Source organism: Clostridium moutaii, from assembly GCF_041205085.1.
GTDB lineage: Bacteria > Bacillota > Clostridia > Clostridiales > Clostridiaceae > Clostridium_B > Clostridium_B moutaii.
Window position 1 is genome coordinate 20,155 of the sequence record NZ_JBGEWD010000017.1, and the last position, 23,368, is coordinate 43,522.

Consider the following 23,368-nt stretch of genomic DNA (forward strand, 5'->3'; position numbering starts at 1 on the left):
AAATAAAATTTATTGTTGAATTAAAAGGGGGAAATAAATTGAGCAGACCTAAAAAGATTACATTAAAAGAAGCGGCTTCTTTAATTAATGATGGTGATGAATTAGCTTTTAGTGGCTTTACTATTTGGAGACGTCCAGTGGCAATTTGTTATGAAATGATTAGACAGCACAAGAAAAATCTACATTTATTTGAGGTGCAGGGTGGATTTCACAGTGACCTATTGGTTGGTGCAGGATGTGTAAGCATTTGGGAAGGTGCCTGGATGGGACAAGAGATGTTAGGAAAGATAGGAGAGAATTTAGCACGTAAACAGATAAACGGTGAAATTCTAGTGGATGATTATAGTCATGGACAGACCGCAGGAAGACTTATGGCTGGAGCATTGGGACTTCCCTTTTTCCCTTGTGCATTATCCATGGGTACTGATATATTTAACCCTGAATATGATCAGCTGGCTAAGGCCGGTTTAAGAGATGGCAAGCATCGTAATATACCAGCCAAAAAATATGTAATGGCGGATGATCCTTTTTTCGGTAGAGGAAAATGTGCATTGTTTCCAGCTGTGAATCCTGATGTGGCTTTGGTTTATGCGCCTATAGTGGGAGATGAAGGTACTGTACGTGTACTTGCGCAGCCTTATAATGATGAAGAAGTTATTAAGGCATCTAAGAAAGTAATTGTAATATGTGAGGAGATTGTACCTGATGAATATCTGAGAAGAGAACCCAATGCCAATATAGCTTCAGGATATCAGGTGGATTATGTGGTAGAATGTCCATGGGCAGCACATCCAACGGGATCACAATACTATTATGATACCGATGCCAAATTTTTAAAGGATTATAACCGTAATATACGTGATCAGAAAGCATTTGATGAATTTGCAGAAAAATGGATATTTAGTGTGGACAGTCATGAAGAATACCTGGAAAAACTGGGTGTAAGAAAGTTGGAAGAGCTGCGTGCTAGTTCCATTATGGGTTATTCAACTAGGGCGAAAAGGGGGAAGAGATAAATGATTAATTCTGATGAGTATTGTAAACCTGGGGAGTTCAAGCCTATAGATTTATTGGCTGCTGCAGCTGCCAGAGAAGTTCATGATGGAGATGTTGTCTTTGCAGGAACTGGCCTGCCCATGCTTGCTATAACTTTAGCCCAGCATCAGCAGGCACCTAATGCAGTATGTGTATACGAGGGCGGCAGCATTGATGGGAGACCACTTGATATACCTACTTCTGTCGGTGATGCTCGCTGCGTTTATCAAGCTTCCAGAGCTACAGGATTATTTGATGCCTTTTATGGACAGCTGCATTCTGGTTATGTGGATTTAGGTTTTTTAGGCGGGGCTGAAATTGACAAGTACGGAAATGTAAATTGTACAGTAATTGGTGATTATAATCATCCTAAAAAAAGATTTACAGGAAGCGGCGGCAATGCAGATATCTGCTCTTTCGCCAAAAAAACTGTATTTATTATGGTACAGGAAAAACGTAGATTTAAAGAACATGTTGATTATGTAACTTCACCGGGCTGGAAGGTAAGAAATTGGCCATCTGGAGAGTGGGTTTCCAAGAAAGAAGTTTATGGATCATATTTTAAGGGTGGAGTTTCTGCTGTAATTACAGATATGGCAGTATTTCGCTTTGACGAAAATGGCGAGATGTATTTAGATACCGTACATCCTGGTTTTACTGTTCAGGATGTTATTGATCATGTAGGTTTTAAGCTTAATGTATCCAGGGTGTCTGGAGAAACATTGCCACCTACGAAAAAGCAGGTTGAATTACTTTATAAGGATATTGATCCGGAAGGTATATTCCTGCCATAAATTATTGATGTTCATAATTTAGTAAGAATATAATTTTGAAAAAAATTAATATTTAATATAAAAAGGTAGAGCGGGGTTTTTAGCGAAAATAATCCTAGCTCTGCCTTTTATTTTTGATATTATTTTAGGAATATCAGTATGTGTGTATAGAATTAATTAATAAAAATTAAATTTGAAGATAATATGTTGCAAAAAGGAAACAAAGTGTATATTTGCAACATATAAGTTATATAGGGCAATTGCTGTTATGATATACAGGTTCTAGATGCAATTGTTGCATTAATGCAGCAACCATGTATAGAAAATTTACATAATTCTTTAATCATATGGATATTTAGCTTCTGGTATAATAAGTGCTTCCTATAGAAAATAATATGATTGATTGGAGGAGTATGTTTATGGAAAACCTAGATAAATTCAATAAGATAATTTGTGATACTTTAAATATAGGGGATACAAACAGTATTAAGGATGAAATGGGACCAGATGAAATAAAAGATTGGGATTCTTTAGCCCATGTAGAATTGATTACAGCACTTGGAGATGAATTTGGAGTAAATTTTGACGTAGTTGATATATCAAGAATGTACACTATTGGAGATATAAAGAAGATACTAAAAAAATATGGGGTAGAAATATGACCTTTACGGATTATGTGTTCGAGAAATCTAGGAATTTAGAGAAAACAGCTGTAATAGATAAAGATAAAATAAGCTACAGGAAAATTTACGGGAGCATAAACTATATATCTGATTTATTGCGAAAAAAAAACTGTTCAAAAAAAGATAGTGTACTTTTAGTCTCTGACAATTCAGTTTTTTTTATAGAGGCTTATTTTGGTATAATTAAAAATGGAAGTATTTGTGTACCCATTAATCCCAATATCTCTGAAAACGATATAATATATATTATAGATATTTTAAAAATAAAGCTGATATTTTGCCAAGGAAAATATCAGTCTAAAATAAAGAAATTAATTTCTGAGAATACAGCAATATATAGTGAAGAAAGTATAGAAGTAAGTGAAAATACACTTATTTTAGATAATTCTGTAGATATAAAAAAAGATACAGCACTTATCATGTTTACATCTGGCTCCACTTCAAAGCCTAAAGGGGTGATGCTCACCCACTATAATTTGATGTATAATACTGATTCCATTGTGGAGTACTTACATTTGACAGGAAAAGATAGAGTTGAAGTTGTGCTTCCATTTTATTATTGTTATGGAACATCTCTTTTGAATACACATTTTAAATGTGGTGGAAGTATTGTGTTAAATAATAGGTTCATGTTTCCGCAAACTGTTATAGAAGATATAAAAAAATATAATTGTACCGGTTTTGCAGGAGTTCCCAGTACATATCAGATACTGCTTAGAATGACCAATCTTAAAGATTCAAAAATGCCTTCATTAAGGTATGTAACCCAGGCAGGAGGTAGGCTACCTGAAGTGTTTATATTGGAGTTATGTGAAGCACTTAAAGGGATAGATATATATATTATGTATGGACAAACTGAGGCTACAGCCAGATTATCATATCTTCCACCATCTCAGATTAAGAGTAAATTGGGTTCTATAGGAAAGGGTATTCCAGGAACAGAATTAATGGTTTTAAATAAGAAGGGTATTCATGCTGGAATTGGAGAAGTTGGAGAAATAGCTGCTAGAGGTGGCAATATAATGAAGGGGTATTTTAATGATGAGGAGGAAACAAAAAGGGTACTCAGAAATGGATTTTTATACACAGGTGATTTAGCTTTTAGAGATGAAGATGGATATATATTTGTGGTTTCCAGAGAGAAAAATATAATAAAATGTGCAGGAAATAGGATAAGCCCTAAGGAAATTGAAAATACCATATGCAGTATAAAACAGGTGGTGGAATGTGCTGTTATAGGAGTTGAAGACGATATTTTAGGAGAGGCTGTAAAGGTCTTTATAGTTTTAAAAGCTCATAATAACGGCATAGATTCAAAGTATATAATTGATTATTGTTCAAAGAGATTGCCAAGATACAAAGTTCCTAAATATATAAGATTTCTATCCTCACTTCCAAAGAATTCATCAGGTAAAGTATTGTTTAAAAAGTTAAAGCATATATAAAATAATGTGAAACAGGTGAATATATATGGAAATAAAACGTTTAATAGAAGACATAGTGTTAAATGACCAGTTTCAAGTATTTCAAGAAAAAAAGGAAAGTGTGCTGCTGGATATAATTAAAGAACAGCTTAAATTAAATAAAATCAATCCCAATATAAATAGTATGTACGAAAAACTTTCTGTAGATATTCTTAAAATTTCAAAACTTTGTGAAGTTCCATTTATCTCGGTAAATATGTTTAAAAAATTTGACCTTTCAACCTGTAGCAACAGAAATATAATAAGAATATTAAATTCCAGTTCAACCACTTCAGGAATTCCAAGTAAAATATATCTGGATAAAATTACATCTATAAGGCAGGCTCAGGCACTTATGAGCACTTTAAAGAATTTTCTAGGAGGAAATAGAAGACCTCTTTTAATTTTAGATACAGAAGCTGTGAATAGAAGAGAGGGGATATTAAGCGCCAGGGGAGCAGCTATTAGAGGAATTAGCAATTTTGCCAGTAGCATAACTTATATTATGGATGAGAAAGATAATGATTTGGTAATAAATTTTCCCAGATTGAAGAAATTTGAAGATGAAAATAGAGATAAGGAAGTATTGGTATATGGATTTACTTATATAATATGGAGTAAATTCATAAGAGAATTGGAAAGAAGAAATGTTAGACTGTCACTTGCAAAAATGAAGCTTCTGCACAGTGGTGGGTGGAAAAAACTTGTTTCTGAAAGCGTTGGCAAAGAGGAATTCAATAGAAGAACGGCGGGAATATTTGGGACTGAAGAAAAAAATATATTGGATTTTTATGGTATGGTTGAACAATTGGGGGTAATATTTGTGGATTGTGAATGTGGATATAAGCATGTACCGGATTTTGCAGATGTTATAATAAGAAATTTTAACACATTAGACGAAGTAAAAATTGGTCAGCGTGGAATTATAGAGGTGATGAGTATTTTGGGATCTAGTTATCCTTCACAAGGAATTTTAACAGAAGATGTAGGAGAATTAGTGGGGATTGATGATTGCAAATGTGGTAGGCGGGGTAAATATTTTAAATTCAAGTCTAGAATAGAAAGAGCTGAGATTAGAGGCTGTGGTGATACTTTTGCAGAAAAGGAGGCTATCAGGTGATAGATTGTTATCTATTAAATGGATTTTTCTATGAAATAAAGAAAAGTTTTAATGATTTAACTGAAATAAATAATAGCTTAAAAGAAAATCTGAAATTGTTAAATTCAATGCCAGTAGAAGTTATTATCCTTATGCTGGATGAATATAGTAAAAGATTATCTAAAGATAAACAGCTCCTTAAGATTGAAGGAGCTGCCTACCTTTGCTTTTATTTTAGAAAATCAAATGTGGAAAAGTTAATAAAAATTAATTTAAAAGATAAAAGATATTTAGATGAATTCGTATCCATAGGGAATGGTAGATTCATAAAGGCTCAAGGAAGAGGATACAGCTGCCACTGGATAGCGGGGAACGTGTACACTCTTGCACTTTATTCGATCTTTCAATCACTGATAGCTAAAAATTCAAACCTTGTAAGAGTGCCTGAGAAAAGTATTCCTATAGTATTAAAATTGTTAAAACCTTTGGATAATATAGAAGTGCCATATAATAATAAAATATATTCCTCAAAGGATATACTTAAAAATATAGTCTTAGTGTATTTCCCAAGTGAAGACCAATTCCTTAATAAATCTATGTCAATTGCGGCGGATTCAAGAATTATATGGGGAGGAGAAAAAGCAGTAAATTATATTACATCACTTCCTAAAAAAACCACCTGCAAGGATGTGATATTTGGTCCCAAATATTCTTTCGCTGTATTTGATAGGGATGCTGTTGAAAGTGACAGATGCAGTGCATATATGGATAAATTTGTAATGGATATAGCTTTATTTGAGCAGAAAGCTTGTTCTTCACCTCATGTACTTTTCGTAGAAGAAAGTAATGTTTCTTTAAAAGATATTGTTAAAATGTTGGAAGGATCTTTTCAAAAAATGGGTAGAAGATATAAAAATACCCTGGATGAAAGTATATGTGCAGATATTATAAACCAAAGGGGAATATACAGCCTTAGTTTAGATAAAGATATCTGTTGCAGTAAAGGTTTGGAATATACTATTCTAATTGACGATAAAATAACTCTAGAAAAACCAGTAGGTGGAAGGTGTATTTTTATAAAGAAAATAAACAGCATATTTGATATAAAGGATTTAATTACTCGTAGAATACAGACTATAGGTTATGCTATTGGGGATAAAAACAAGCTTTTTAAATTTGCAGATATGGTTACAGCCGTTGGTGTAAATAGAGTAGTGAATGTTGGCAGCATGAATAATTATGATTCTCCATGGGATGGATATTTTATGATAAATGAACTTGTAATGTGGTGTAGTTTAGATACTTAGAAGGTTGTTTATTGAGCAGGAGACTTTTAAGTAATGGCTGCTGACCTGAATTTATGGATGGGGGGTATATTTGTGAAAGGACTGCCTATTGGTGAATTGAAAATTGGAGACAAGGCCTCTTTTGAAAAAGTTGTATCTGAAGATGATGTATATTCATTTGCTGAAATAACGGGGGATTTCAATCCACTTCATGTAGATAAGAAGAAATACAAGGATACGTTTAAGAAAAGAGTAGCACATGGAGCTCTAATAGAAGGTTATTTATCAGCATGTATAGGAATGTATCTTCCAGGTCCGGGTACTATTTATCTGAGTCAAAACTCCAGATTTAATTTGCCGGTGTATTTTGAAGATATTATAAAAGTGGAAGTAGAAGTTTTAGAAATATATAAAGATGAGAATATAGTAAAACTTAAAACTACCTGTACTAATTGTAGAGGTTATAAAGTTTTAAGCGGTGAAGCTTTTGTTATGCCTCCATTAAAGTAGTATAAATTTTTAAAAACGTATAAGCAGTATTATAATCACTATCAAATAAAAATTGAATTTTCTAAAAAAGTATTTTCTATTCATGAAAACGATCAAATGTATGGTATGATTTTTATATAGGATATAAATTATACTACATATTTGATTGTATTTTAATTAACAATTAAGTGTTGTATTGTGTAATTTTAAGAGGAGGTTTTATGTTATGAAAAATAGGGAACTGATGAATTTTGGTAATTTGTTAAAAGGGGATGCAAAATCTTTGCAATCCAATATAAAACAGCTGTATCAGGTTATCGAAAACTCTTATGATGGTATATATATAACAGATGGAAATGCAAATACTATATTTCTAAATAAATCCTATGAAAAAATTACAGGAATGAAAAAAAGTGAGATGCTTGGTAAAAATATGAGATATCTCGTAAAAAACAATTACATTTCTAAGTCCGGAACGCTTATGGTACTTGATAGCAGAAAAAACGTTACAATTGAACAAAAATTTAAAACCGGTAAAACAGTATTGGTTTCCAGCAGTCCCATTTTTAATGAAAATGATGAAATAATAATGGTGGTTACAAATGTGAGAAATGTTACGGAGCTTTATGAGCTGAAAGAGCAATTAAAAAAGAATAAAGAACTTATGGGAAGATATCATTTACAGTTGGAGGCAATGAGACGGCAGCTTTTTGAATTCTCGGATATTATAGTAGAAGATGAAAAAATGATTAATATACTTGATATGGCAAAAAAAGTGGCAAAAGTGGATACGACTGTACTTTTATTGGGAGAAACTGGTGTGGGCAAAGAAAAGGTAGCTAAATATATACATAAAAACAGCAATAGAAGTAATAAGAGTTTTATAAGAATAGATTGTGGTTCTATACCGCATAATCTTATAGAATCGGAACTTTTTGGTTATGAGAAAGGGTCATTTACAGGCGCAAATAAAGAAGGGAAAATAGGACTTTTTGAATTAGCTGACGGTGGTACAGTTTTTTTGGATGAAATTGGTGAGCTTAATCTCGATATGCAGGTTAGACTCCTAAGGGTACTTCAGGAAAAGGAGATTAAAAGAGTAGGTGGAACGGATACTATTAAGATTGATATAAGGGTAATTGCTGCAACTAATAGGGATCTGGAAAAAATGGTTGATAAAAAGACCTTTAGAGAGGATTTATACTATAGGTTGAATGTAGTACCTATTAGAATTTTACCACTTAGGGAAAGAAAGGATGATATTGAACCTCTTATAAATTATTTTATAGGTGTATTCAATAAAAAATATAATTTTGGTAAGGTAATTACCTGTGGGGCGGTGGATTCCTTAAAAGAATATAGATGGCCCGGGAATGTCAGAGAATTAAAAAATATAATAGAGAGAGTTATGATCATGAGTGCAGGAGATAAAATACTTAGAAGTGACCTGCCTATTAAGGAGATTTGGGGTAGTAACAAATTTGAAGTTGATGAAATTAATGTGGAGAATAAGAATTTGACTCTGAAAGATGCAGTTGAAAATTTGGAAGAGTCTTTAATAGAAAAGACCTTTAAAAAATATGGTAATGTAAGGGGTGCAGCCAAAGAACTTGGAATAAATGCATCTACTTTAGTTAGAAAGAGAAAGAGATATAAAAATAAATGTGCGTTGCAGAAATGAAATTAGTTGCAATTATGCATATATGCCGTTTAAATAAGTAATACAGGTAAAGATATCGTATTTAATAGAATGCTAAACTTTTACATTGCAATATTACATCAAATCTCTAATTTAAAATATAACATTTTTATTATAATAAATATTGATATGTCTTTAAAGGCACTTGACAAGTTAAGGAGTTGGTTATATCAATTTTTATATTGTATATAGAATTGGCATTAAAATTGCTTGTATTATAAATATAATAACAAAATTATGTTTATATGAAAGGAATGATTGTGATGTCTCTAATGACAGGAGAAGAATATGTAGAAAGCTTACGCAAGTTAAAGTTAAACATTTATTATCTGGGGGAAAAAATAGACAACCCTGTGGATAATCCTGTACTTCGCCCATCTCTCAATTCTGTAAAGATGACTTATGATTTAGCTCAGCAGCCGGAATATGAGGATCTTATGACAGTAAAATCAAATATAACAGGTAAAAAGATAAATAGATTTGCTAACTTACATCAGAGTGCTGAGGATTTGGTAAAAAAGGTTAAAATGCAGAGATTATGTGGACAAAAAACTGCTGCCTGTTTTCAAAGATGCGTTGGAATGGATGCTTTTAATTCAGTATACAGCACTACTTTTGAGATAGATAAACAATATAATACAAATTACTTTAACAATTTTAAAAAATTTTTGACATATGTCCAGGATAACGATTTGACAGTTGATGGAGCAATGACAGATCCAAAAGGAGACAGGGGACTGTCACCAAGCAAACAAGTTGATCCAGACTTGTACTTAAGAGTTGTGGAAAGAAGAGCGGACGGCGTAATTGTACGAGGAGCAAAAGCCCATCAGACGGGGATATGTAATTCTCATGAAGTTCTGGTAATGCCAACTAGTGCTATGAAACCTGAAGATAAAGATTATGCAATATCTTTTGCAATACCTACTGATACAAAGGGAATAACTATGATAATTGGAAGACAGTCATGTGATACAAGAAAGATGGAGAAAGATGCTGATATTGATGTGGGTAATAAAAATTTTGGTGGTGTAGAGGCACTGACAGTGTTTGATAATGTATTTGTTCCAAACGATAGAATATTCTTGAATGGTGAAACTGAATATGCAGGAATGTTAGTAGAAAGATTTGCGGGCTACCACAGGCAGAGCTACGGTGGATGTAAAGTAGGAGTCGGAGATGTGCTGATAGGAGCTGCTGCACTGGCTGCTGAATATAATGGAGCTGCTAGGGCATCTCATATAAAGGATAAATTAATAGAAATGATGCACTTGAATGAAACTCTATATGCATGTGGAATCGCCTGCTCAGCTGAGGGATATCCGACAAAAGCGGGTAATTATCAAATAGATTTGCTGCTTGCAAATGTATGTAAGCAAAATGTAACAAGATTTCCTTATGAAATTGTAAGATTGGCAGAAGATATTGCTGGAGGACTTATGGTTACTATGCCTTCTGAAAAGGACTACAAAAGTCCGGAAGTAGGAAAATATGTAGAGAAGTATTTAGTTGGTGTTGCATCTGTTCCTGTAGAGAACAGAATGAAGATACTTAGATTGATAGAAAACTTAAGTCTTGGTACAGCAGCAGTGGGTTATAGAACTGAGTCCATGCACGGAGCGGGGTCACCACAAGCCCAAAGAATAATGATATCCAGACAGGGAAACCTGGGACAGAAAAAAACACTGGCAAAAGCTATAGCTAGAATAGAGGAATAATAAGGATAAGATGGGGTGGATCTCACCTCATCTTAAAATGAGGTGCTGGATTTATGAAAGAAAAAATATTAAAAGTAATTGATGAAAAGATACGACCTTATTTGAATAGCCATAATGGAAATATTGAGATTGTTGAAATAAAAGATGAAATAGTTAAAATTAGGCTTTTGGGTCAGTGCAGTAATTGTATTTCAACCAGATATACTATAGAAGATGTAATTGAATCTTCTTTAAAATCAGAAATTCCTGAGATAAAAAAAGTAGAGATCATAGATTATATAAGTGAAGATACTTTAAATCTAGCAAAAAAAATATTAAGTAAAGGTTTATAGGGTGCTTGGGTGTTAGATATAGGAATTAAATATTGTGGAGGGTGTAATCCCAGATATGACAGAAAAAAATTTCTATATGATTTAAAAAGAGATTTTCATTATAATTTTGAAATAGTTCAGTTAGATAAAGTCTATGACATAATTATAGTTTTGTGTGGATGTAATAGTTGCTGTGTTAATCATAGTGAGTTTAAATTTAAGTCTAAAAAGATATTGGTAAAATCAAAAGAAGACTTTAGTGAGGTTGAAAATCTATTAGATCAATATTCCAATAAAATGTAGGAGGAAATGATTTTTATGAGTTGGGAAGAGATATATAAAAGTAGGTTGGTAAGTGCAAAAGAAGCTGTTTCTAAAATAAAATCCAATGATAGGATAATTATTGCACATGCTACGGGAGAGCCTCTGGATATAGTAGATGCATTGGTTGAAAATAGAGAAAATTATGAAAATGTAGAGATAGTTCATATGGTAGCTATGGGTAAAGGTGAATATGCAAAACCTGGAATGGAAAAGCATTTTCGCCACAATTCACTGTTTGTAGGTGCCACTACTAGAGATGCTGTAAATTCTGGAAGAGGAGATTTTACACCTTGTTATTTCTACGAAATACCAGATCTATTCAGAAAAGGTTATCTGCCATTGGATGTAGCAATTATCCAGGTAAGTGAACCGGATAAGTATGGTTATTGCAGTTTTGGAATTTCTAATGATTATACCAAACCAGCAGCAGAAAATGCCAAACTTGTAATTGCAGAAGTAAACAAGAATATGCCGAGGACTTTGGGGGATTCATTTATACATGTGTCGGATATTGATTATATGGTAAAAGTTTCACATCCATTGATAGAACTGAAACCATCTAAATTGGGAGAAGTGGAAAAATCCATAGGAAGGTACTGTGCATCTTTAATTGATGATGGGTCAACTCTTCAATTGGGGATAGGTGCCATTCCAGATGCTGTACTTATGTTTTTAAAGGACAAAAAGGATTTGGGAATACATTCTGAGATGGTATCAGATGGTGTGGTAGATCTGGTAAATGCAGGAGTTATCAATAATAGTAAAAAAACTCTTCATCCTGGGAAAATGGTTATAACATTTTTAATGGGCACAAAAAAATTATATGATTTTGCGGATAATAACCCTGTTATAGCATCCTATCCTGTTGATTATGTAAATGATCCTCGGGTTATTATGAAAAATTATAAGATGGTGTCAATAAACTCCTGTGTTCAGGTAGACTTAATGGGCCAAATATGTTCGGAAAGTATAGGATTAAAACAAATAAGCGGAGTTGGAGGACAGGTGGATTTCATAAGAGGAGCTAATATGGCTGAGGATGGAAAGGCAATTATAGCCATACCTTCTACTGCAGCGAAAGGAAAGGTTTCAAGAATAGTTTCCATAATAGATCCTGGTGCTGCGGTTACAACTTCTAGGTGTGACGCAGATTATGTGGTCACAGAGTATGGCATCGCCCATCTTAAAGGTAAGACTTTGAGAGATAGAGCAAGGGCTTTAATAAACATTGCTCATCCGGATTTTAGAGAATCGCTGATGAAAGAATTTGAAAAAAGGTTTAATTCAAAGTAAAAGAGCTATCCATAGTTATATGTTAAAATTTAAGGAGGATTAATTTATGAAGGTATATGTTTTAAATACAGGTTGGTTGGAATGTGACAAAAATAGTATGGTAGCTATGTCAGCTGCAGCAACATTAAGTAACAAGGACGCGAAATGTGAATGGATAAAAATACCTGTACCGGCTATATTAATAGATCATCCGGATGGAAAAATATTATATGATGTTGGATGTAATCCTAAAGCAATGGAAGGGTATTGGCCTGAAGGATTAAAAGAAGTATTCCCATTCTATAAAACTGATGAGCAAGATTTAACAAACCAACTGGCATTGTGCAATACTAGGCCTGAAGAAATTAAAACAGTTATTCTTTCACATATGCATTTAGATCATGCCGGAAATTTGGATTTGTTTAAGCACGCAGATGTTTTTGTCCATAAAAAAGATTTTGAATATGGGCAGACTCTTGTTCATTTAAGTCCCGATCCAAATAAGCATGGGGCTTATATAAAAGCTGATTTAGAAGTACCTGTTAAGCAATATCACCTTGTAGAGCAAGATTTTGAAATTGTAGATGGTATTGAAGTAATCACTCTTCCAGGACATACTCCGGGAATTTTAGGAATAGTAGTTCATTTGGAAAAAGATGGTACATTTATATTTCCACAGGATTGTGTCTATACAAGGGAAAACTACGGGCCTCCAGCAAAGCTTTCAGGTTTAGTATATGACAGTTTAGCATTTTTTAAATCAATAGAAAAAGTGAGAAAACTTGAGAAAAAGTATAATGCAAAAGTAATTTTTGCACATGACATGGAGTTTTTTCAAACAATAAAACATGCTCCTGAATTTTATGAATAAGATTGGATAGATATAGGGATGTTCTGGGAACCATTTAGAGATGCTCTAAATAGTTCTTAGGACAGCTTTTTTTATTCCTACAGTATAATTTAAAGTAAAAATGACAGTGTGCTTTAAAATGGTATATAAATTACTTTTATAATTTTGATTACATTTAAAGATAATAATCACATAGTGAAATTCTGTTTATTGATCAATAAAAAATTTAGCATGTGATATGATATAATATTATTATGAAGAAAATCATGATTGGGGGTACTGAATATGTCATATTTACTTGCGCCGCTTAAAAGAGGCAAATTAGTTTTGAAAAATAGGCTGGTTATGCCGCCTATGGCTACTTCAAAATCTGAAGAGGATGGCAAGGTAAGTGAAGATATTTTAAAGTATTATGATGAAAAGTCCAAGGGAGGATATATATCACTTGTTATTATTGAACATAGTTTTATTTCTCAGGCAGGAAAAGCCAGTGAAAGACAGCTCTCTATAGCAGATGACAGTGTAGTGGAGAGCTTAAAGAAATTATCGGAAATTATCCATAGAAACGGATCCAAAACTGTAATGCAGATTAACCATGCTGGCAGTGCTGCTATCAGAAGCATTACAGGTACTGAGGTAATTGGCCCTTCTGCTGTAGCAAATCCAACAAAAGGAGATATGCCAAGAGAACTTACTTGTATGGAAATTGAAGACATAGTTCAGGAGTTTAAAGCGGCATCACTTCGTGTAAAGGCAGCAGGATTTGATGGAGTTGAAATTCATTCTGCACATGGTTATTTTTTAAATCAATTTTTTTCTCCTCTTACCAATAAAAGAACTGACGAATATGGAGGAGATGTAAAAGGCAGGATTAAAATACACATGGATGTTATTAAGGCAATCCGTGAAGCTGTAGGTGATGATTTCCCAATTCTTTTACGTCTAGGTGCTTCTGATTATATGCCCGGGGGAAGTACTGTTGAAGATAGTAAAATTGCAGCCCGAGAGTTTGAAAAAGCAGGAGTGGATATTCTTGATATTTCCGGTGGATTTTGTAGATATACCATACCAGGAAATACTTCGCAGGGATATTTTTCACCTCTCACTGAAGCAATTAAAAAATCAGTATCTATTCCAGTGATTTTAACTGGAGGCATTACAGAAGTTCAAGCTGCTGAAACATTGTTATCTGAAAATAAAGCGGATCTCATCGGGGTAGGCAGAGCTATATATAGAGATTCCAATTGGGCTAAAAGGGCGGTTGAAAGTCTTGAATAATTAAAGTATTGAAATTTTCAAGCTAATAGGTTTTGCTATAAAATGTTATGAGGTGATTTTATGAAAAGCAATGTATATTTTGTGAATTTGAGAGCTAGGAAGGCAAAAGAAAATAAAATAACGAAGATAAGAAAGCTATTTGACAGGGCTGAATTCAAGAACCTGCTTAATAAAGGAGATCTGACTGCCGTGAAGCTCCACTTTGGAGAACTTGGCAGTGATGGATATATCAACCCTGTATTTGTAAGGCAAGTGGTTGACAAGATAAAGGAGGCTGGTGCCAATCCATTTTTGACCGATTCGAATACATTGTATTCTGGAAGTAGATCAAATGCAGTTGACCATGAAAATACAGCCATATTGCATGGCTTTAACTATGCTGTGGTAAATGCACCTATAATAGTAGCGGATGGTTTAAAGGGTGAAAATGTAAAAGAAGTGGAAATAAATAAAAGGCACTTTAAAAATACCAGAATATCCGGTGCCATAGCTGGAGCTGACAGTATGATTGTGATGTCCCATTTTAAAGGCCATGAAGTTGCAGGATTTGGCGGAGCTATTAAAAATTTGGCCATGGGATGTGCAAATCCTGATGGTAAAAAGGACCAACATTCTATAAGACCAAGCGTGGATGTGGAAAAATGTATAGGTTGTGGACAATGTGAAAAAGTGTGTCCACAAAAAGCCATAACGGTTGAAGACAAAAAGTCATCTATAGATAAAATGAAATGTATAGGTTGCGGGGAATGTATGACGGTATGTCCTGTTAAGGCCATTGAAGCAGGTGGCCAAATGGAATCAAAAATATTTACAGAAAAGCTTACTGAATATGCCTATGGAGCAGTGAAAGGAAAAGAAGGCAAAGTGGGATATATAAATTTCATCATTAATGTAACGCCTGATTGTGATTGTGTTCCCTGGAGTGATGCACCTATAGTACCGGATATAGGAATATTGGCATCTACGGATCCTGTAGCTCTGGACAGCGCATGTTATGATTTGGTGAATAAAGCAGCAGCATTGAGTAATACTTTTCTAAAAGACAATGAAGCGCACAATGATCATAAGTGTGAAGATAAATTTAAAGCTATGAGAAAAAATACTTATGGTGAGGTTCAGTTGATTTATGGAGAAGAAATAGGTCTTGGATCTACGGAGTATAAGTTAATAGGCATATAAGTTCAATTTTTATTATAGGCAAGTATTTGTGGATTTATAATATGATTTGATTAAATCATATTATAAATCCATATTAAATTGCTTATGTTTTTGCTCTTAGATTTCATAAGAAATATGTATTGACAAATAAAATTTAATATGACATACTGTATTTAGTAATAAATTTACTGCTATATACACTATAACGTAGTAAATAAACTAATATAAAAAATAATATTTTGTTCAATTAAGAATAAAATATACTTAGTATATCTAAAAGATAAAATATATTGACATTTATTGCAATTAAAATTTAAAATAAATTATTTTAATAAGGAGGACGTAATATGACAAAAAAAGTTAAGGCATTGTTAATTGGAGATGCTATGATTCCAGGAAAAAGTTTTGAGGGAGCTTGTGAAAAGTATTTAAATGAATTCGTAAACGATGTTAAAGTTGGTGATTGGGAATCTGATTGGGGCAAACTTCAAAATAGAAGATTGGAAGTAGAAAAGAAAGGCCCTGAAATAGAAGAAGTTGATTCCTTGATAAAAGCTGAAGGAAAAGATGCTTCTCTGCTTATGGGATTATTTCTACCTGTTTCCTCAAAAGTTTTTGAAGCTATGCCAAATTTACGTATTGTGGGAGTATCACGTGCAGGACTTGAGAATGTAAATGTGGAAGAAGCTACAAAGAGAGGAATTCTTGTTTTTAATGTTAAAGGAAGAAATGCAGAAGCAGTTTCCGATTATGCAGTGGGGATGCTGTTGAGCGAATGTAGAAATATTGCAAGAGCCTTTCATTCAATTAAAGGTGGAAAGTGGAGAAAAGAATTTTCTAATTCCAGCTGGGTTCCAGAATTAAAAGGAAAAAATGTTGGTATTGTTGGATTTGGATATATAGGAAGACTTGTAGCTAAAAAACTTTCGGGCTTTGAAACAAATACCATGGTTTATGATCCATTTGTAGATCCTAAAGTTATAAAGGAAGCAGGCTGCACTCCTGTTGATAAGGAAACTTTATTTAAAGAAAGTGATTTTATAACACTGCATGCTCGTTTAAGTGAAGAAACTAAAAATCTTGTAGGTGAAAAAGAATTGGCACAAATGAAACCTACAGCGTATCTTATAAATACTGCAAGGGCAGGTCTTGTAGAGGAAAAGGCACTTTTAAAGGCATTAAAAGAAAAAAGGATAGCTGGAGCAGGCTTGGATGTATTCTGGACAGAACCTATACCTGAAGGCAATGAATTTCTAGAATTGGATAATGTCACTTTATCAACTCATATAGCAGGTACGACTAAAGAGGCATTGAGCAGATCACCAGAGCTTCTCATGGAAGATGTTGGAAAATTATTAAAGAATGAAGAAACTAGATTTGTGGTAAATCCTGAAGTTATTAAAAATGAAGAATTTAAGAAATGGCTTAATGAGGTGATAGGATGCTAGTCAGTTTATCATCAATGTTAAAAGATGCTCATTTAAGGAAATATGCAGTAGGATCTTTTAACGTCTATAATTTTGAAACTATAAAAGGTGTATTGAAATCAGCTGATGAATTGAAAAAGCCTGTTATAGTAGCATTTGGAGAAAAGTATTTAGATAATATGGATGTAGATACGGTTTATGAAGTGGTAAATTCTCTTGCAAAAGATATCAATACTCCAGTTGCACTTCATTTAGATCATTGCAAGTCTTTTAAACATATTATACAGGCTGTCAGGGCAGGTTTTACATCAGTAATGTTTGATGGATCCAGTCTTAGCTTTGAAGAGAACTTAAAAAAGACAAGGGAAATAACATCAATTGCACATGCAGTAGGCGTAACAGTAGAAGCAGAGCTTGGAGCACTGTCCCGTGGAGAGTATTCAAATGAAGATGAGGGAAAACAAATTTATACAGATCCAAGCCAGGCTGAAGAGTTTGTAAAAAAGACGGAAGTAGATGCTCTTGCTGTATCAATAGGTACTGTTCATGGTATGTATAAAGGAGAACCTAAAATAGATATAGGAGTATTGAAGGCAATATCCTCAAAGATAGATACACCTTTAGTACTGCATGGGGGATCAGGAACTCCTGAGGCCACTATTAAAGAATGTATATCAAATGGTATCTGCAAAATAAATGTAAACACTGAAATATCAATGTACACTGTAAATAAAATAAAAGAAGCACTTAAATCGAATACAAATTACCATCTTTCAAAGATATCTTTAATGGAAGTAGAATATATTAAAGAAGTTGTAAAAAAATATATGAATATGTTTTATGCTGCATAAGCATTTATATGATTTGCATTTTTTAAATTAAGATATTGAACTATTTTCAGAGGAATATATGTATGTATTCCTCTAAAAAATAGTTTAATTAATACCTTATGAGCAAGTTTCACCTGAATCTAAGAATTACTTGATGAATTCGCAAAGATGGACAAACTGTTAAATAATTAATAAAGAAGTGTAATTTGTTTCAAAATGAATACGTTTTTATGTAGAATTGGTTTAAAATTTGGAGGTAGATTATGGAGTATATAATTATAATTGATGTAGGTACATCCAGTTTAAGATCTATAGTTTATAACTTAAAAGGTGAGATTATACATGAAGAGGCTAAAGAATATCATACGGTAATAACAAATGGTAATAATGTGGAGCAGGATCCTGAAACTTGGCATGATGCATTGGTTTTTGCACTTATGAATACTGCCGGATATGTAGAGGAAAATAAGTTAAATATACGCACAATTGCTGTAACCTCCCAGAGAGCATCCGTAATTCCAGTGGATATAAAAGGACAACCATTGTACAATGCCATCATGTGGCAGGATAAAAGAAGTACCATACAGTGTTCTGAAATCTCAAGTGTAATTGGCATTAATGATCTTTATCATAAAACGGGATTAAGACTGGATCCGTATTTTTCAGCCCCGAAAATGTTATGGCTCAAGGAAAAAGAGCCTGAAATATATAAAAATGCATATAAGTTATTAGGTGTACAGGATTTTGTGATACATTTGCTTACGGGTAAATTTATTACTGATTGGACACAAGCATCAAGAACCATGCTTATGAATATAAATGATTTTAATTGGGATGAAGAATTGCTCAGTGGAATTGGAATAAATGCAGAATTGTTACCTGAACTCTGTGCTCCTGGTTCCATAGTTGGAAATTTGACGGAGGAAATGTCACAAATTACTGGGTTGAAATCCGGTATTCCTATAATTATAGGAGGCGGAGATCAGCAATGTGCAGCGTTGGCTTTAAACGTGTTAAGACCAGGTTCTGCGGAAGCCAATACAGGTACAGGTTCTTTTGTAATCGCATTTTCTGAAAAACCTGCTTTTGATAAAGATATGAGAACATTGTGCAGTGCTGCTGCCATGCCTGGTAAATGGATAGCTGAAGCAGGTATTTTTAATACAGGCGCTATATATAGATGGGTTAAAGAACAATTTTACAGTGAAAGTGTTGAAAGTTCATTTAAAATGTTAAACAATGAAGCTTTAGAATCCACAGTAGGCGCAAATGGTGTATTGTTGCTTCCACACTTTCAGGGGAGCGCAGCACCTTATTGGAATCCTATGGCAAAGGGAGTAATCTTTAATCTTACTTTAGGAACTAAGCGAGGTGACGTAGCAAGAGCTGTACTTGAAGGAATTGCACTTGAAATAGCTGATAATATTCATCTTATTGAAAATATTTCTGATGAAATCAATATGGTTAGTGTAGCAGGTGGAATGACTAAATTTGATTTGTTTGATGAAATTCAGGCCAGTACATTCAACAAAAATGTGATTAAATATGAGAACAGTGAAGCAAGCTCACTGGGGGCATTGATAAGTTCGGCGGTTACATTAGGTATTTATGATAATTATAATGAGGCATTTGAAAATATATGTAACGGCAAGCAGGAAATATTTGAACCTGATAAAGATAATGCAATCAAATATGCAGAACTTTTAAAAAGAAAAAACAGTCTTTATAATGCCTTGGAAAAAGGTGATATTTATAAGTTATTTAGTTGAAATTATGTCGATAATTAAATAATATAGAGAAGTTAATTTGTTAATATAACTTCGTTAAATATTTTATAAGTGTAAGATACCCATATCTTACACTTATAAAAAATAAATAAATTAGGGGGAATGGAAAATGCAATTGGCTATTATAGGATTCGGGGTACTATTGCTGCTTTTATTAATGATAGTTTTTAAGTTAAATAGTTTTATTTCATTGATTTTAGTGTCGCTTGTAGTTGGTATCATGGAAGGTATGCCTTGGGTAAAAGCATTAACTTCAGTTGAAAATGGTGTAGGGTCAACCTTGGGTAGCTTGGCTTTAATAATAGGTTTTGGTGCAATACTTGGAAAACTTATGGAGGACAGTGGAGCAGCCCAGAGAATAGCTACTACATTGATTGATAAATTTGGGAAAAGGCGTGTGCAGCTGGCAGTGGTTATAACAGGTCTGGTAGTTGGAATTGCATTATTCTATGAAGTTGGTTTTTTAATATTAATACCATTGGTATTTACTATAGCAGCAGAGGCTGAGTTGCCAATACTTTACGTAGGTATGCCCTTGGTGGCAGCGCTCATAACAGCTCATGGCTTTTTACCACCTCATCCTGGTCCAACTGCAATAGCTAATATTTATAAAGCAAATTTAGGAAAAACTTTATTATTGGGTATACCACTTATGATACCATCTGTTTTTATTGCAGGTATAGTATATCCAAAGTTTCTTAAAGATCTGGATTGTAAGATTCCAAAGGGATTGTTTAATCCTAGAAAATTAAAAGAAGAAGAAATGCCAGGTTTTGGTATAAGCGTTTTTACAGCAATTATTCCAGTTATATTGATGACTTTTCAGGCCGTTGTTGAAATTTTTGCTCCAAAGTCTCCTATAGTTGCCTATTCAAGTTTTTTTGGTAATCCAGCAACGGCATTGTTGCTTTCCGTATTGATTGCCATATTTACTTTTGGATTATTCAGAGGAAAAAAGATGAAAGAGGTAATGGAAAGTGTTTCACAATCAATCGCATCAGTAGGTATGATAATATTGATTATAGGCGGCGGCGGTGCATTTAAGCAGGTAATTATGGATAGCGGAGTGGATAAATATATAGTATCCTTTATGGGGCATTCTCAACTTTCACCATTAATAATGGCATGGCTTATAGCTGCTGTTTTAAGGATAACTCTTGGTTCTGCTACAGTGGCTGGTATGACCGCAGCTGGTATGATAGCTCCTCTTGTGGCAGTATCTAATGTGAGTCCTGAGCTTATGGTTCTTGCCACGGGTGCTGGAAGTATAACCTTTTCTCATGTTAATGATGCTGGTTTTTGGATATTTAAAGAGTATTTTAATATTTCAATACAGAAGACAATTAAAACATGGTCCGTTATGGTTACAATAATCTCGCTATGCGGTTTGGCGGGAGTATTAATCTTAAATATGTTTTTTTAGAAACGTAAAAACCGTTAATAAGGACAACCCGAGGTATGGCCTCAGGCTGCCCTATAAACTTTTAATTATATCTGAAAGTTTTTTTAGACCAAATTGTAAATCATGTATTGAAGCATAAGAATAGGAGATTCTTATATTGTAGTTTTCAGTAAAATCATATATGTACCCGGGATTAATCAGTATTCCATTTTTACAGCACTTGTAAAACAGCTTTTGCATGTCTAGCTTATTTTTCAATTTCATCCATATGTAGAATCCTCCTTTTGGAACATTCCATCCAGCTATATCAGAAAAATATTTTTCAAGAATTATTAATGCAGCCTGCCTTCTTAAATTGAGTTTTTTCCTAAGTTCTTTTAGATATATTTCATATAATCCACTTTCTATCCATTCTGCCGCTGTGTACTGTGAAATAGAGCTGGCGCCATAGTCTGTCTGCATCTTAACATCTCCCAGACGTTCTATAACAGGTTCAGGCCCTATGACCCATCCGATTCTCATTCCTGCGGCTAGAGATTTTGAAGTAGTTCCCATGTATAGTACAACTCCGTTTTTATCCCTTGACTTCAAAGTTTCAGGAGGAATTTCATCCAACCATAATTCTCTGTAGGCATCATCTTCAATAATAGGAAGCCTTTCCCTCATACATAAACTCAATAATTTATCTCGCCTGTCCTCTGACATTACTATTCCCGTAGGATTGTGAAATACAGGAATAGTATATAAAAGTGAGGTCGTCTTATCTAAGTTTTTTAAAAACTCATTTAATATAATTCCATCTTTATCCATGGATATTCCCTTTAATTTAATTCCAGAGGACTCAAATACATGAAGCGATTTTATATAAGAAGGTTTTTCCACAAGTACAGTAGAACCAGGTTCTAATATACTCATTGAAATCAATTGAAGCGCTTGAAGCGAGCCTGAAACAATTAATATGGAAGCAGGTGATGCATTTATATGAAGTTTTTTTACATATTGACTTAAAACTTTTCTCAAATATAATGAGCCTTTAGGTCTTTCATATCCCAGTGATTTTATTTTACTGGAAATGTGGCCAAGTACTTTTTTCATCATTTCTTTTGGAAATAGCTCCGGTGAAAGTTCTCCCGTACCAAGCCTTATTATATTATCTCTGTACTCCAGTTTGTTTATAATTTGAATTGTAAATAAATTGGGCTTTTGTATTCCGTTTTTTATATAGTATTCCCAGGTTCCAGCAGGTCTTGAAGCCATTAAAGACCAGGTATTATTTAAAATTACAGTGCCGTTTTTACCCCTGCCTTCAATTAATCCATCTGCTTTTAATTCATCTAAGGCTTCCACTACAGTACTTCTGTTTACCTGAAATACTTTTGCTAAATCCCTTTGTACTGGAAGTCTGGACCCTACAGTCCATTCTCCATTTCCTATCTTTTCTTTTATGTAATTTACAATTTGTCTGTACAGGGAAATGGAAGATTTTCTATCAGGTTTCCAATCTATATTTACCATACACATTCAGATCCTTTTATCTATATTATATCAAGTGATTCTTAGATTCAGGTGGAGTTTGTCTATAAGGGATGATTTCCGTACCTGAACTTTATTAACAGTATTCTTAGTGTCTTTAGCGCTTAGAATACGTTATCCTTTAGGGGAAGAACTTATACAGGTGCTTAGCGGTGTTTGCTGCTAATTTAGCAAGGTAGCGTTCGGATAAAATTAAAGCCAAGTTTTAGTCCATAATAAATTATTATTATACCACATATTATATTGATTATCCGTATGGACTTTTTATTAAAGCCATGTTTAAAAGTAGATACAATAGTTGTGAGACATGTAAACCAAAAGGCTGATGCAACGCAAGATCCTAATATAAAAAATGAGGAAGCTTCATGGGAAAGGGATGATTTAAATCCTCCAAGAAGCAGGGAACCGTCAATAATAGCTTGAGGATTCATCCAAGTCACAATAAAGCAAGATGCAATTATTTTAATTAAACTCTTTTCCCTAACTGTTCTTTTGTCCGTATCTGGTTTGTTTATTATAAGGTTTATTCCAATATATATGACCACAATACAGCCAACCAATAAAACAATTCTTTTTAAAGCATTTGATTTTTGAATTATAGTTCCAATTCCCCAAAAACAAGTAAGTGCAAGAGAAATATCAAAAAATATTGTTATGAAAGCTACCTTATATGCATCAATTTTTTTATTTGATATGGCAGAATTGATAACGTAGAGATTTTGCATACCTATTGGTGCTGCATAAGAGAGCCCCAATAAAAGACCTTGTATAAAATATTTAATCATATTTCCATCTCCAAGTAAATATATTTGATACAATCAATTATATTTATTAGATAGGGTTATGTCTGCAACCAAAAATCAAAAATTATACCAACCAAAACTTTTGTAATAAATAAGACATGAATATTCGTATAATTATGATTTTATCCAAAGTATAGCATTATGTATT

Annotated in this window: 21 protein-coding genes; 19 read left to right on the top strand and 2 right to left on the bottom strand. The window is 33.4% G+C overall.

Features of this window, described 5'->3' with window-relative positions:
• The first annotated feature begins 38 nt into the window (after window positions 1-38).
• From AB8U03_RS14375 to AB8U03_RS14465, 19 genes are all read left to right on the top strand, one after another.
• On the top strand, window positions 39-1,016 hold the full coding sequence (locus tag AB8U03_RS14375; RefSeq protein ID WP_369705250.1) for a CoA transferase subunit A: 978 nt from the start codon (window positions 39-41) through the stop codon (window positions 1,014-1,016).
• Window positions 1,017-1,829 (top strand): CoA-transferase subunit beta, encoded by an 813-nt coding sequence (locus AB8U03_RS14380; protein WP_369705251.1) that lies wholly within the window; start codon window positions 1,017-1,019, stop codon window positions 1,827-1,829. It begins immediately after the preceding gene.
• A 398-nt stretch (window positions 1,830-2,227) separates the two neighbouring features.
• Window positions 2,228-2,470: an acyl carrier protein gene (locus AB8U03_RS14385; RefSeq protein WP_369705252.1), complete on the top strand. Its 243-nt coding sequence runs from the start codon at window positions 2,228-2,230 to the stop codon at window positions 2,468-2,470.
• Window positions 2,467-3,936 (top strand): AMP-binding protein, encoded by a 1,470-nt coding sequence (locus tag AB8U03_RS14390; RefSeq protein ID WP_369705253.1) that lies wholly within the window; start codon window positions 2,467-2,469, stop codon window positions 3,934-3,936. Before AB8U03_RS14385 ends, AB8U03_RS14390 begins: the two co-directional genes overlap by 4 nt.
• 25 nt (window positions 3,937-3,961) lie before the next feature.
• Complete coding sequence (locus AB8U03_RS14395; protein WP_369705254.1) at window positions 3,962-5,074, top strand: LuxE/PaaK family acyltransferase; 1,113 nt, start codon at window positions 3,962-3,964, stop codon at window positions 5,072-5,074.
• The gene (locus AB8U03_RS14400; protein WP_369705255.1) at window positions 5,071-6,360 is read left to right on the top strand and encodes an acyl-CoA reductase; all 1,290 of its coding nucleotides are present in this window, start codon (window positions 5,071-5,073) and stop codon (window positions 6,358-6,360) included. Before AB8U03_RS14395 ends, AB8U03_RS14400 begins: the two co-directional genes overlap by 4 nt.
• Window positions 6,361-6,432: 72 nt before the next feature.
• A complete protein-coding gene (locus tag AB8U03_RS14405; RefSeq protein ID WP_369705256.1) occupies window positions 6,433-6,849 on the top strand; it encodes a MaoC family dehydratase in 417 nt (138 codons plus the stop codon).
• 205 nt (window positions 6,850-7,054) lie between these two features.
• Window positions 7,055-8,509 (top strand): sigma-54 interaction domain-containing protein, encoded by a 1,455-nt coding sequence (locus tag AB8U03_RS14410; RefSeq protein WP_369705257.1) that lies wholly within the window; start codon window positions 7,055-7,057, stop codon window positions 8,507-8,509.
• 281 nt (window positions 8,510-8,790) lie between these two features.
• A complete protein-coding gene (locus AB8U03_RS14415) occupies window positions 8,791-10,245 on the top strand; it encodes a 4-hydroxyphenylacetate 3-hydroxylase family protein (RefSeq protein WP_369705279.1) in 1,455 nt (484 codons plus the stop codon).
• 53 nt (window positions 10,246-10,298) lie between these two features.
• On the top strand, window positions 10,299-10,577 hold the full coding sequence (locus tag AB8U03_RS14420) for a NifU family protein (RefSeq protein ID WP_369705258.1): 279 nt from the start codon (window positions 10,299-10,301) through the stop codon (window positions 10,575-10,577).
• A 9-nt stretch (window positions 10,578-10,586) separates the two neighbouring features.
• Window positions 10,587-10,859, top strand: coding sequence for a hypothetical protein (locus tag AB8U03_RS14425; RefSeq protein WP_369705259.1), 273 nt, complete (start codon window positions 10,587-10,589; stop codon window positions 10,857-10,859).
• Window positions 10,860-10,874: 15 nt separating this feature from the next.
• Window positions 10,875-12,173, top strand: coding sequence for an acetyl-CoA hydrolase/transferase family protein (locus AB8U03_RS14430; RefSeq protein ID WP_369705260.1), 1,299 nt, complete (start codon window positions 10,875-10,877; stop codon window positions 12,171-12,173).
• Between the two features lie 46 nt (window positions 12,174-12,219).
• A complete protein-coding gene (locus AB8U03_RS14435; protein WP_369705261.1) occupies window positions 12,220-13,023 on the top strand; it encodes an N-acyl homoserine lactonase family protein in 804 nt (267 codons plus the stop codon).
• Window positions 13,024-13,287: 264 nt separating this feature from the next.
• Window positions 13,288-14,280 (top strand): NADH:flavin oxidoreductase, encoded by a 993-nt coding sequence (locus tag AB8U03_RS14440; protein WP_369705262.1) that lies wholly within the window; start codon window positions 13,288-13,290, stop codon window positions 14,278-14,280.
• A gap of 60 nt (window positions 14,281-14,340) precedes the next feature.
• A complete protein-coding gene (locus AB8U03_RS14445) occupies window positions 14,341-15,459 on the top strand; it encodes a DUF362 domain-containing protein (RefSeq protein ID WP_369705263.1) in 1,119 nt (372 codons plus the stop codon).
• A 326-nt stretch (window positions 15,460-15,785) separates the two neighbouring features.
• Entirely contained in the window at window positions 15,786-16,886 is a 1,101-nt protein-coding gene (locus AB8U03_RS14450; protein ID WP_369705264.1) for a 2-hydroxyacid dehydrogenase, read from the top strand.
• Window positions 16,880-17,716 carry a class II fructose-bisphosphate aldolase gene (locus tag AB8U03_RS14455; RefSeq protein WP_369705265.1) on the top strand — a complete coding sequence of 279 codons (837 nt, stop codon included), beginning with the start codon at window positions 16,880-16,882 and terminating at the stop codon, window positions 17,714-17,716. The genes AB8U03_RS14450 and AB8U03_RS14455 overlap by 7 nt, the downstream gene beginning before the upstream one ends.
• Window positions 17,717-17,958: 242 nt before the next feature.
• Window positions 17,959-19,464 carry an FGGY-family carbohydrate kinase gene (locus tag AB8U03_RS14460; RefSeq protein WP_369705266.1) on the top strand — a complete coding sequence of 502 codons (1,506 nt, stop codon included), beginning with the start codon at window positions 17,959-17,961 and terminating at the stop codon, window positions 19,462-19,464.
• Window positions 19,465-19,591: 127 nt separating this feature from the next.
• Window positions 19,592-20,905: a gluconate:H+ symporter gene (locus AB8U03_RS14465; protein ID WP_369705267.1), complete on the top strand. Its 1,314-nt coding sequence runs from the start codon at window positions 19,592-19,594 to the stop codon at window positions 20,903-20,905.
• A gap of 51 nt (window positions 20,906-20,956) precedes the next feature.
• Here AB8U03_RS14465 and AB8U03_RS14470 read toward each other — a convergent pair whose 3' ends face one another.
• Both AB8U03_RS14470 and AB8U03_RS14475 read right to left on the bottom strand, forming a co-directional pair.
• On the bottom strand, window positions 20,957-22,399 hold the full coding sequence (locus AB8U03_RS14470; RefSeq protein ID WP_369705268.1) for an aminotransferase-like domain-containing protein: 1,443 nt from the start codon (window positions 22,397-22,399) through the stop codon (window positions 20,957-20,959).
• 185 nt (window positions 22,400-22,584) lie between these two features.
• Window positions 22,585-23,202 carry a LysE/ArgO family amino acid transporter gene (locus AB8U03_RS14475; RefSeq protein WP_369705269.1) on the bottom strand — a complete coding sequence of 206 codons (618 nt, stop codon included), beginning with the start codon at window positions 23,200-23,202 and terminating at the stop codon, window positions 22,585-22,587.
• Window positions 23,203-23,368 lie beyond the last annotated feature (166 nt).

What these genes read in the sequence shown, in the direction of transcription:
- AB8U03_RS14390 (WP_369705253.1), top strand. Translation starts at nt 2,467, where the DNA reads ATGACCTTTACGGATTATGTGTTCGAGAAATCTAGGAATTTAGAGAAA.
- AB8U03_RS14470 (WP_369705268.1), bottom strand. Translation starts at nt 22,399, where the DNA reads ATGGTAAATATAGATTGGAAACCTGATAGAAAATCTTCCATTTCCCTG.
- AB8U03_RS14460 (WP_369705266.1), top strand. Translation starts at nt 17,959, where the DNA reads ATGGAGTATATAATTATAATTGATGTAGGTACATCCAGTTTAAGATCT.
- AB8U03_RS14385 (WP_369705252.1), top strand. Translation starts at nt 2,228, where the DNA reads ATGGAAAACCTAGATAAATTCAATAAGATAATTTGTGATACTTTAAAT.
- AB8U03_RS14380 (WP_369705251.1), top strand. Translation starts at nt 1,017, where the DNA reads ATGATTAATTCTGATGAGTATTGTAAACCTGGGGAGTTCAAGCCTATA.
- AB8U03_RS14430 (WP_369705260.1), top strand. Translation starts at nt 10,875, where the DNA reads ATGAGTTGGGAAGAGATATATAAAAGTAGGTTGGTAAGTGCAAAAGAA.
- AB8U03_RS14395 (WP_369705254.1), top strand. Translation starts at nt 3,962, where the DNA reads ATGGAAATAAAACGTTTAATAGAAGACATAGTGTTAAATGACCAGTTT.
- AB8U03_RS14440 (WP_369705262.1), top strand. Translation starts at nt 13,288, where the DNA reads ATGTCATATTTACTTGCGCCGCTTAAAAGAGGCAAATTAGTTTTGAAA.
- AB8U03_RS14420 (WP_369705258.1), top strand. Translation starts at nt 10,299, where the DNA reads ATGAAAGAAAAAATATTAAAAGTAATTGATGAAAAGATACGACCTTAT.
- AB8U03_RS14415 (WP_369705279.1), top strand. Translation starts at nt 8,791, where the DNA reads ATGTCTCTAATGACAGGAGAAGAATATGTAGAAAGCTTACGCAAGTTA.
- AB8U03_RS14445 (WP_369705263.1), top strand. Translation starts at nt 14,341, where the DNA reads ATGAAAAGCAATGTATATTTTGTGAATTTGAGAGCTAGGAAGGCAAAA.
- AB8U03_RS14475 (WP_369705269.1), bottom strand. Translation starts at nt 23,202, where the DNA reads ATGATTAAATATTTTATACAAGGTCTTTTATTGGGGCTCTCTTATGCA.
- AB8U03_RS14455 (WP_369705265.1), top strand. Translation starts at nt 16,880, where the DNA reads ATGCTAGTCAGTTTATCATCAATGTTAAAAGATGCTCATTTAAGGAAA.
- AB8U03_RS14410 (WP_369705257.1), top strand. Translation starts at nt 7,055, where the DNA reads ATGAAAAATAGGGAACTGATGAATTTTGGTAATTTGTTAAAAGGGGAT.
- AB8U03_RS14465 (WP_369705267.1), top strand. Translation starts at nt 19,592, where the DNA reads ATGCAATTGGCTATTATAGGATTCGGGGTACTATTGCTGCTTTTATTA.
- AB8U03_RS14435 (WP_369705261.1), top strand. Translation starts at nt 12,220, where the DNA reads ATGAAGGTATATGTTTTAAATACAGGTTGGTTGGAATGTGACAAAAAT.
- AB8U03_RS14450 (WP_369705264.1), top strand. Translation starts at nt 15,786, where the DNA reads ATGACAAAAAAAGTTAAGGCATTGTTAATTGGAGATGCTATGATTCCA.